General features: G+C 55.0%; 9 protein-coding genes. 6 read left to right on the top strand and 3 right to left on the bottom strand.

Annotated features, from left to right (window positions below; all coding sequences use genetic code 11):
* The first annotated feature begins 11 nt into the window (after positions 1 to 11).
* Positions 12 to 338 carry a hypothetical protein gene (locus tag VLX68_17435; GenBank protein ID HUI94025.1) on the top strand — a complete coding sequence of 109 codons (327 nt, stop codon included), beginning with the start codon at positions 12 to 14 and terminating at the stop codon, positions 336 to 338.
* Between the two features lie 42 nt (positions 339 to 380).
* On the opposite strand, the gene VLX68_17440 is transcribed toward VLX68_17435, so the two are convergent.
* Complete coding sequence (locus tag VLX68_17440; GenBank protein HUI94026.1) at positions 381 to 920, bottom strand: lysophospholipid acyltransferase family protein; 540 nt, start codon at positions 918 to 920, stop codon at positions 381 to 383.
* 655 nt (positions 921 to 1,575) lie between these two features.
* On the opposite strand from VLX68_17440, the gene VLX68_17445 reads away from it, so the two are divergent.
* The 3 genes from VLX68_17445 (at position 1,576) to VLX68_17455 (ending at position 6,842) form a co-directional block, all read left to right on the top strand.
* Positions 1,576 to 1,959 (top strand): hypothetical protein, encoded by a 384-nt coding sequence (locus VLX68_17445; protein ID HUI94027.1) that lies wholly within the window; start codon positions 1,576 to 1,578, stop codon positions 1,957 to 1,959.
* Positions 1,960 to 2,371: 412 nt separating this feature from the next.
* Positions 2,372 to 5,167 (top strand): DUF4982 domain-containing protein, encoded by a 2,796-nt coding sequence (locus tag VLX68_17450; GenBank protein HUI94028.1) that lies wholly within the window; start codon positions 2,372 to 2,374, stop codon positions 5,165 to 5,167.
* A gap of 1,171 nt (positions 5,168 to 6,338) precedes the next feature.
* Positions 6,339 to 6,842, top strand: a complete 504-nt coding sequence (locus VLX68_17455; GenBank protein ID HUI94029.1) for a hypothetical protein — start codon at positions 6,339 to 6,341, stop codon at positions 6,840 to 6,842.
* Between the two features lie 39 nt (positions 6,843 to 6,881).
* Here the strand turns inward: VLX68_17455 and VLX68_17460 are convergent, their stop codons facing one another.
* Positions 6,882 to 7,286, bottom strand: a complete 405-nt coding sequence (locus VLX68_17460) for a PilZ domain-containing protein (GenBank protein HUI94030.1) — start codon at positions 7,284 to 7,286, stop codon at positions 6,882 to 6,884.
* Positions 7,287 to 7,405: 119 nt separating this feature from the next.
* On the bottom strand, positions 7,406 to 7,891 hold the full coding sequence (locus VLX68_17465) for a GNAT family N-acetyltransferase (GenBank protein ID HUI94031.1): 486 nt from the start codon (positions 7,889 to 7,891) through the stop codon (positions 7,406 to 7,408).
* Positions 7,892 to 8,079: 188 nt separating this feature from the next.
* On the opposite strand from VLX68_17465, the gene VLX68_17470 reads away from it, so the two are divergent.
* Both VLX68_17470 and VLX68_17475 read left to right on the top strand, forming a co-directional pair.
* Positions 8,080 to 9,360 carry a DUF4388 domain-containing protein gene (locus tag VLX68_17470; protein HUI94032.1) on the top strand — a complete coding sequence of 427 codons (1,281 nt, stop codon included), beginning with the start codon at positions 8,080 to 8,082 and terminating at the stop codon, positions 9,358 to 9,360.
* Positions 9,361 to 9,671: 311 nt separating this feature from the next.
* A partial coding sequence (locus VLX68_17475) for a hypothetical protein (GenBank protein HUI94033.1) occupies positions 9,672 to 10,330 on the top strand: 659 nt, incomplete at its 3' end.

Below are 10,330 nucleotides of genomic sequence, written 5' to 3' on the forward strand. Positions count from 1 at the left end.
CAGGAGATTTCATGAAACCTCTATTCGCCCTCGCGATCGCTGCCGCTTTATTGATAACAGCTTGTTCAGGCAAGCCGCCTCAGGCCCGGGTCATGAACACGGGCCGCGACTCGACCAGCGTTCAATTCAAGGCACAGGGCGGGAATACGGTGAACATCAACGGCGTGGCGCCCGGAACCGCCAGCCCCGCTGCGGAAATCAGCAAAGGCGGGAACACCGTGACTTCCGATACCAAGGCCGTGAAAGATACGGATGCAATCACCGCGGCCACGAGCAAGCTTTATACTGCGGTGGTTGATTCAGTTGGAAAAATGACGGTGCAGGAGGGGAATCAATAACGGCACCGCCGGTTCATCGCTCCTCCGGTCCGGATCTTTAAATTACTCAAGCTCCGCCACCATCTTCTGCAGCGTTTTCGTTATCTCGTCGGGGGTCTGCGTGTCGAAGCGCGTTTCCCGGCCGAACACCGTTTCCACGGCTCCGGGGGAGGGCCACCTCCTGTTGTGGGGCAGGAGCTCGAAGGAACGCCTGATCTTGACAGGCACGACCGACACCCTCATCTCCTTGACGATCACGCCGACGCCGTTCTTGAATTCGCCCATGGCGCCGGTCCTGCTTCTGGTCCCCTCGGGGAAGATCACCACGCTACGTCCCTTGTCGATGAAGCCGCCGATGTGCACGAGATTGGCCCTGAACTTGTCTTTTCGGAAAAAGGGGAACATGTTGAGCACGAGCGACGTGAAGAGCGAGGCCGGGCTCATGCGGCCGAAGAGGAAATCGGCGGCGGCGGCGACCGTCGTCCTCGCCCGGAGGCGCGGAGGAAGCCCGGCCAGAACCGCGACCGTGTCCAGGTGGCTCTGATGGTTGGCGACGAAGATGAACGGCCCGCCGGACCGCGGAAGGAAGCACCGCGGCGACAAGGGCGAGCCCTGTTAGTCGGAACTTATCGAGCGCTGACCTTCGGGGGATAATGTTTTCTTACAGAAAACCTTTTTTTGAATTTATGCTCAATTTCCATTGTAAACATGCGCCAAATGCTATATATTAGAAATGGAAACGTACTTCGCCTGCGGAGGGACACCTATAGCGATAAGGAGGTTCCTATGCGTACTATTTCAGGTATCATCCTTTCGACAGCGCTTTTTCTTTCTTCCTATGCCGGTTCGGTCACGTTGCCGAACAACTCATGGGTAAGTTTTGAACCCGCGCCTCCATATGATTTTTCCTATACTGTAAATCAAAATTCCTCGGACCCACCATCATGCTTGTCCGGCGACCCTGATTTCTCCTGGAATTATTACGAAGGCTGCACCTGCATGTGCTTCTGCTGCCCGACTCTTGCGGTCTCCTCCAAAAGGCCCTTTTACGTGTCAAGGAAGCCTTGGAATTGTATCGCCGCGATAAGCCGATACCGCCATTCTTGCAGATACAACGGCTTTTACCAAAGTTAACCTGTCCGGCACCAGTTGTTCCTCCGCGTCGGCGGTTCTTTCGGGCGCTTTAAGCGTCATTCCGGGCGGCCCGGACACCCTCTACACCCGTCTCCTCGTTTTTCGGACAAAGTATAACGATTATTTGCCCCTGCGGTATATTCCCCTAAAAATCGACAGGGTATTTTCCAGCAATCCCTATTGCCCGTGGGGCACTTCCACAGCATACGACAGCATACAGGTGATCTTTGGCAATTCACTGTCTTGCACGGAAGTTTTTGCAAGGGTCGCTCCGGGTTCCCGGAGCGTACTTCGCGTTTCGACAACCGGGGCAGGGTATGTGATTTCAGGGTTTGTTGCAGGCATGGGCAGTTTGGAAATCGTCAATGCCCAGGGAAAAACGGTGTATTGCCGGCCCGCGATTTCATCGTCATGTATAATCGGAAAGAATATTCTCGGGCCGGGGATCTATTTCGTACGGGTTTATTCACAGGCGGGAATTTCGTCGATGGTGCTGCCCGTGCATTGAGGGACGAGCAGGTCACCGCCCGATTGATCTGAGACCCCGCTTCTGGAAAGAGGCGGGTTTTTTTTCAAGGGAGATGACCTGCAGTCCATCCAATTCATTCAAGCCGTCCATTTCGCACTGACTCGTCATCCATTCGATTGAATGGCGCAGCCCGCGCTTTCCCCGCGACTTGGCGCGGGGGTAGCGGGCAACAGAAAAATATTCTATTTCCATGGCCAAGGAAGAATCCCCGCCACTTGGGGTGGGGTTCTTCAATCATTTTTTTAAAATGGACAAAAAGCCGAAAAAACCTTATATTTTCAATTATACAAGGCCCCTGGAAACCGCATATACCGGATAAATGGGGCGTCCATAATTTCGAAAATCAAATTATTCATCAATTAACCGATTAACGCTCACAGGGGGAGACGACATGAATTACTTAAAGTTCTTTGTGCTTATGCTTGCCGTTCTTTTTTTGTCAATGACATCCTTGCAGGCGCAGACCGACCAGGGCAACAGGGTGAAAATCAACTTTGGCGCCACGCCGTGGAAATTCTCCCGCGGTGATCCGGCCAATGCCCAGACCACGGGGTTCAGCGATGCGGCGTGGACCGACGTGGGGCTGCCGCACACCTGGAACGAGAACGACATTTACGTCAACATGGCCGCCGGCGGCCCCGCGCCGAACATGGGCGGCATCTCCTGGTATCGCAAGCATTTCACGCTTGACCAGAAATATTCCGACAAGAAGATATTCGTGGAGTTCGAGGCATCGCATATAGGATGCCAGGTCTATATCAACGGCACGTTGATAAAAGGCAACAGCCAGAGAAACCCCAACGCGACGCACGTCGTGGGGTTTTTGCCGTTCATCGTCGACCTTACTCCCTATGTCACGTTCGGCGGGGCCGACAACGTTCTCGCGGTGCGCATCGCGGACGGCGCCGCGTTTTTCTCGACCCCGACCTTTTCCTACGATTTCCGGTTCGGCCAGGGCTGCTACGGTTTGTGGCGGCCGGTGTGGATGCACATCACCGATAAACTGTATATCCCGGCAAACGTTTATTCTGTTGTCAATAACTGGGGAACCTGCGTGGGCGCCGTAACGGCCAGCGACGCCTCGGCCACGGTGCGCGTTCTGACCCACGTTCAGAATGAGTACACCACCGCGCAGAACGCCACGCTCGTCACCGAGATCGTGGACGCTTCAAATACCATCGTCTCCACCCAGACGAGCACGCAGTCCATCGACGCGGGGCAGAGCTTTGTGTTCGACCAGACCCACACCGTTGCCAACCCGCACCTGTGGTATCCGGCCGCCAGCACCTTTGGCGGGCCGTACATGTACAAGGTTTATCATATTGTCAAGATCGGCGCCACGACCGTCGACGCGTTCAAGAGCCCGCTCGGCATCCGCGTCATCACTTGGGACAACAACGGGCTGCCGGTCATCAACGGACATATGCACCAGTTGTGGGGCGTGGGTTCGCGCTACGATTATCCCGCGCTCGCCACCGCGGTTCCCGAGGAACAGCAGTGGCGCGACGCCAAAATCTGCTCCGAATACGGCGGTCGGCTCTGGCGTCCCGGCCATTCCACCGGAAGCCCGGAGTTCACCGCCGCGTGCGACGCGTACGGCATCATGCTCATGCAGCCCAGCGGCGAGCTCGAGGGGAATTTCGCAACGGCGCAGATCGCGGCGGGTCCCGATACAATGTACAAACGGATCCTCAAGACCGAAGTTCACCGCGACATGATCATCCGCGACCGCAATAATCCTTCCATCCTTTCGTGGGAGGTCAGCAACGGCCCCATCGACGGAACTTTCGAACAGTATCTGCGCGACAGCATCCAAAAAGTCTGGGACCCGATAAGTTATCATGGGATGTCGGACCGGGGATACGGACAGGCCGCCACGAACAACATTGCCGAAATATGGTCGTGCTCCGGGCTGGGATGCGGGATCGGATTCAAAAACGGACATGCGGCGAATCCCATATGGGGCGCGGAGGAGTGGGACTACACGCACCGCACCTACCGATGGGATTACGCAAACGAACTCAGCTTTGCCCAGGTATTTGTCCAGAACTGGTACGGGTATCAGCAGGCGAAATGTTTCGGGCTCGCGCACTGGTATTTCTCCGAGACGCCCGGTGAAACCGGGCTCGGCAGGGGCTTCCAGGAGGCGATGTTCGACCAAAACCGCATTCCCAAAATGCTCGCGAAAATTTACCGGGCCAACTGGCTGCCGTATTCTGTCAAGCCGGTGGTAAGCCTCGCCAATCACTGGAACCGCTCCGGCGCGGTTCAGGTCAACGCCTTCAGCAACTGCCCGAAAGTCAGTCTGCTGATCAACGGCCAGCAGCAGGGCAGTCCCGTGGTTCCCGCGGCCGGAGGCGGCAGCCTCATGCCTTCGCAATGCCAATGGAACGTGACGTGGGCCTCGGGGACGCTGCGCGCCAACGGGCTTGACGCGAACGGCAATGTCGTCTGTTCCGATTCGTTAAGGACGGCGGGAAATCCCGACCATATTCTCTTGACCGTGGAGCCGCCGCTGGTGAAACCGGACGGCAGTCAATTCCAGATCACCGCCAACGGCTCGGACGCGGCGTTCATTCTGGCCACGGTCGTCGACGCGCAGGGCATCTGGTGTCCCACCGACAGCCACAACATCACCTTCGCGGTTTCCGGGCCGGGCACCTATCGGGGCGGCGCGGACGAGGACGTCAAGCCGGGCGCCATCACGGTCCACGCGCCGGGCGATCCCGAGCTGTCGGCCGAGGGCGGCATGTGCAAGATAGCGGTGCTTTCGACCTTTACAACCGGCACGGTCACGGTGACCGCGACGTCGCCGGGACTCGGCCAGGGCGCGGCATCGTATACGGTTGCTCCCGCCGTCACGGAAGTGCCGATTTTTGACACGCCGGTGAACGCGGTGATCGGCTCGCCGGCGCAGCGCGCGCTTCCGGAATGCCACATCTGGTCCAACGGCAAAACCATACGGTATTTCATCGGTCAGGCAATGCCGGTATCGGTTGAAATTCTCGGCGCCAACGGCAGGATGATCAAGAAAGTATCGGAAAGCCGTTGCGGAGCGGGCTGGCACCAGGTTTTCCTGGGTGATCAGTCGCGCGGCTTCGCGCAGACCAGCGGCGTGTATTTCATCCGTCTCTCATCGGGCGGCAATGATCTTGCGGTCCGGCGCGTGGTGCTGATGGGGAATTAGACATTCAACTTGTCAAGTGAAGATTTGATTGCAGGCCCCCGCTTCGGAAAAGAGGCGGGGGCTTTAATATCGGTTATCGCTTGACTAATAGCCATGATTGGAATTCTGCCGCTGTTGACAAAAATTTCAGGAGGCCTTATTTTTGAGGTATGGCGTGGCGCTGGAATGGCGAAAGGATCGGGAAAAGGGTGAATTTGCCTCTTTTCACGTGGTATTGGGATCAAAGATACGGAAAAGGAAATTCCCGCTAGTTCAATGAATCAATACAATCTTGATGGTATTATCGTCGGCGTTTTGGCATTCTTGATTATCGGCCTGTTCCATCCGATTCTCATTAAGAGTGAGTACTATTTTGGGACTCGAATCTGGCCAGCGTTTGCCGTCGCCGGGGTTGCTGTCCTCATTGTCTCAGGCTTTGTCCAAAATTTTTCTTTCAGGTCAATTTTGGCTTTCACCGGATGTACACTCCTATGGTGTATCGTCGAGCTTTTTGAACAAAGAAAGCGGGTAGAGAAAGGGTGGTATCCGCAGAATCCTAAACGAAAGAAGTCATCCGGTTGAGCCCTGGAAATTCCAGAAGGAATTCAAATTTCAAATAATTATTGAGCATAGGAAACGCCCATCCCCATACCGAACACGAACGGCAACATCCTCCGCACTGATGGCCCTGCACCGGCAATGGCGCAGGAAAGTAGTTCTTCGTCGGATAAAGTTGAGGCCTCCGCTTCTGAAAAAGAGGCTGGTATTTTTTTTAATATCTGCTTGACCATTCATGCAAGTTAAAAAATCGCCGAGGGTGACAAAAAGCTCCTTAAATCGTATGTTGCATTCGTAAAGGGCGGGGAAAGAGCCGGCGGGGAAAGCGGAGATTCGGTGACGGCGGGACGCCAGGAAAAAGGGAAGGGCGACGGATTTTTCCGACGTCAGGAAATTGGAATATAATTATATGGTAAAACATTTCCTCTTGGTGCTTTTCTGCCTATTATATTCTTGCGCGTCCACCCGGCAACGGGTGGAACTTATCGAACCTTCCCAGGATGAACCGTCCCAAGGGTCGTGCGGCGCCGTTCATAATTCGGCAGATGAAATTCACAGGCCCTTTGGCGTTCAAACCGCGAACCGCCAATATGATTTTTCATCTCTGGGCGAAAGGGCGTCGGGAATCTCGGATGTGGCGCTGAACAGCACTGTTTTTATTTCCGTTGATCCGAAAAGCGCCGCGTCGGACAGCATCATTCTTTATGTCGATAGAAACAATGTCGGGCAAATCGAAAAGCCCGGGTCATATGCATTTCGGATTCCTTCCGGAGAACATTTCGTAATTTTAAATGTTGGCGAACAATATTATACCGACCACCTCACCTTCGACCCGGACGGGAAAAAGGCGGTTTCCGTGTCTTTCCCGTTCCCCGCCGATGACGACAAGTTCCTCCGCTCGGTTTCTCTCTCCGGCGCCGAAATGCCCAGGGATATTTTGGGCGAGCGATTTTCCGAAAAGGAAAACGCCCCTGTTTCGCTGACGTATGGAAATGGGAATCTGCTGATGAACGAAAGACTGTTTAACGGGCTTACCGCTTCGTTTTCCGAAGGGAAAAGATTTGTTAATTTACAGGAAGAAAGCGATGAAATATTAAAATGGCTGAAGCCGGCCGACCCGCGTATCTTCAGGCGATGATGTTGAGGGCGCCCTTTAGCCCCGGAAGAAAACAACCGTCTACGAATCCAGGTGAATTTTCTGCAGGAATTGCGAAATAGAGCTTCTGTTCTTATCTGTCAACCCTACGAACTCAACGCCGATGTCAACCGGGACGTCATCATTGGCCGGGGCGCCCCGCTGAAAAAATCTGAGTGCCGCGTCGCAGGTCACCGGGGTTTCATTGCCGGGCAGCTTGAGTTCCAGGACTATAACGACGATTTCTTCGGTGAGGGCATCTATCTGCTTATTCGAGAGCGTCGAATTGAACCGTATGCCGCCGAGGCTTATGTTCTCGACCATGCCGTGCAGCCAATCGGTAAAGGGCTTTTTCTCGTTTTCCAGCGTGATCCGGTATTTCAGGGAAAATTCTACTTCAAACCGCACATACTTTCTTCTCTCAAGACCGAAGAGATCGTCTTCCATTTGATGTCCTCCTTGCATGGATTTTACCGGAAGGTTCCCAACAGGACACTACCGACAGAATCGTAATTTCGTCTGGAAATGAAAATAATATATGCGGACGTGCGGGTTGACCCGGCGATTCAGGCCGGGTGTTTTACATAAAGGCATTCCCACGGCATGACCATCATTTCCCCGAAAAGGGCCGAATAATTTCTGCCGTACTGACGCCTAACTTCCTTTTTATCAACAATGATAAAACCTTCTTTTTCTATCAGCTTCCGTGAAATCTTGTTGTTCTTCTCCGCGGCGGTGTAAATGTCAATTGGCCCGTTTTTCTCGTAGATCAAGCGCATGGCCCGTTTCATGAGCGCCGTGCCCGTTCCCTTCTTTCTCCAGCCGGGAAGCACGGCAAGCCAAAAAAGGTACCCGATGGAGATGCCGGGAGCTGCATAGACGCGCCAATTGATGACGCCGATTACTTTCTCATCAATCAGGGCAACCAGGGCGTTTTCGAAGCCGGTGAATGATTTTTTCGCGTAATAGGCGTAGATCTTGGAAAAGGAGGAATCCAGAATGGAAGCAATGGACGTCCTGTCCGATTCTTCAGCGGGTCTAAATTGTGTCATGGCCCCATCCAAAATTTAAATTGATACGCTGATTTGCGCTGCCATGGAAGAAAAATAAATACCTAATGAAAATATATGTCGGAAATAAGGTTCAATTTGATGTCCGGGGAAAATATTTTTCAATGGATAAAATAGCGCAATAACTTTATAATTCTTATGGTGTAAGCCATTAAAAAATTCATTGTGCCGTGGTACTAAAACGTCTCGGGGCATGGCTGATGACGAAACGGCCGATAACATTGACCATTGACAAAACCGGAAATGTCCGCGTCGCCGATCCTGAGGCGCTGCGCGCGCTCGGCGCTTTCCCGGGCGACTGGATGCTCACCGGGGCCACGGCGGGGATGCTCCTGCTGCAGCGCGGGGGCAAGGCCGGGGCGCCGCCGCTTCTGATGGCCGGGACCATACGGGGCCTTGGCTGGCTCGCGGAGGTCGCGAACCTTATCGCCACCGCACGGCTCAGCGGGGTTCTCTATACGTTAAGCGACGGCGTCCAGCGGGATTTGTGCTTCGAGGCCGGCGCTTTGCGCATGGCAAACTCCGCATCCACGCGCGATCTCATCGGCGAATACTTGGTGGGCGAGGGCATCATCACCCGACCCCAGCTCGAAAAGGCGCTTGCCGGGCAGGCCCTCGGCAAGAAGCTGGGCGAAGTGCTGGTGGAGCAGGGATTGGTGAGGCAGGCGGATATATTCGGCGTGCTCGTGCGCCGGACGGAGCGGATTTGCCATGATGTCATCGCGCTGACGCACGGCTCGTATTCCTTTGCGGCGGACCTGGAGGTGGGGCGGTTGCCCGCGCTGCTGTGCCTCGATACGCAGGCGACGGTGATGGACGCCGTGCGTGAGATCGACGAAGGGGCGCGGCTGCACACCGCGGTCCTCAGGCGCCGGCGCGCGCAAGCCGTTGACCAGTCGCCGCAGAACGATGATACCGTGTCGATGCGCAACTTTTTGGAATGCGTGGACGGAAAAAGAAGCGTTGCGGAGATCACGAGCATGCTGTCACTGGGCAGGCTGGAGGCGGTGCGCATCGCGCGCCAGCTCATTGAGCGCGGCCGGGTGGAGGTCGCCGGCGAGGCCGCGGGTGTCCGTGACCTGAACGTTGTCGTGGCCTGTTTCAACGAAGCGCTGGCCGTAATCTATTCGGCGGTCAAAGACGCTCTTCCGCAAGCGAAGCTGACGGAAATCTGCCGCCAATACATCAAAGACGGCTCGCACGGCAGCCGTGCTCTTCAGCAATTGGCGCTGGAGGCTGACGGCCGCCTGGACCCGGCAAGCGTCACCGCCATGGCAGCCGCCTCGTCCCGAAACGGCAACGAGGCCCTGCGGCTTCTGGTCATGACGCTCACCCAATACTCTTCCTTTGTTCTGTTCTCCGCAAACTCTCATTTGTCACCGCAGGCGCAGGCCGCGCTCACCGGGAAGGTGAACGCCATGCTGAACTCCGTGTTTGCGACGGTTGTTTAAGGTCTTTTCCGGCTTGGATGATAAAAAAGACACGGGTTCCGTATCGTCAAGACCAAAAAGTTTTTTCTTGCCGTTCACCGCTTCTGAAAAGAGGCGTCCTTTTGTTGACGGCGACGTGTTCGAAAGCCCCTTCTCAAGCTCCGTTTACGTTGACAATTATCGCAGGAAACCTTATATTTCTCAAGTAGAACGGATTTCCGAAATGGCGTATGTGCGATCATATCAACCATCCGCACTTTACTGAGCTTTTGCGTTTAAGGCAATTTCCAATCAATTTACATTTTATTCACCAATAAATGGGGGAGGGTGAAATGAAAAGGTCAGCAGCAGTGTTTCTGACGGCGGCATTTTTCGCCGGATCCGTTTTTTCCCAGACCGTCAACATTTGCGGCAAGGTGACTGACCCTGCCGGAAATCCCCTGACCCACACGGTGCTCAGGCTGGGCCAGGCAACGCAGGACTACGGGTTCGGGCCCATGCCGTATCTGGTGACCACGGATGCCAACGGCAAATACCAGCTGGGCTCCGGTGTCTGCGTTCCCGCCGACGTAATGAGGGGGCCAAATGCCGCGAGGGGCGCCGCCTATTCGAAGCCGGTATTCTTGGGAGGAAAAGTGTTGTTCAGCGTGCTTCCTGACAAAGCATTGGTAAAGATGAGCCTGTATGACCTTGCCGGCCGGTTCGTGAGAGACGTGATGAACGGCACGCAGAACAGGGGAAATTACTCCGTATCGATAGACACGCGCGGCATTTCGTCGCAGTTTTATGTTCTTCGGGCAACCATCAACGGCGCGACGACGGTTTTGAAATTCCGGCCGGTTTCACGCACCAAGGGCGCGAAGGAGGCTCAAAACGTTCCTGAATTCCAGGCCAAGCTCCAAAAAATAACCGCCGTGGTCGACACGTTGCACGCCACCGAGCCCGGGTACTCGATCGGGGTGGTGCCGATTGACACGCTGGTGGGCTATCA

The organism is Chitinivibrionales bacterium (genome assembly GCA_035516255.1).
Lineage (GTDB): Bacteria > Fibrobacterota > Chitinivibrionia > Chitinivibrionales > FEN-1185 > FEN-1185.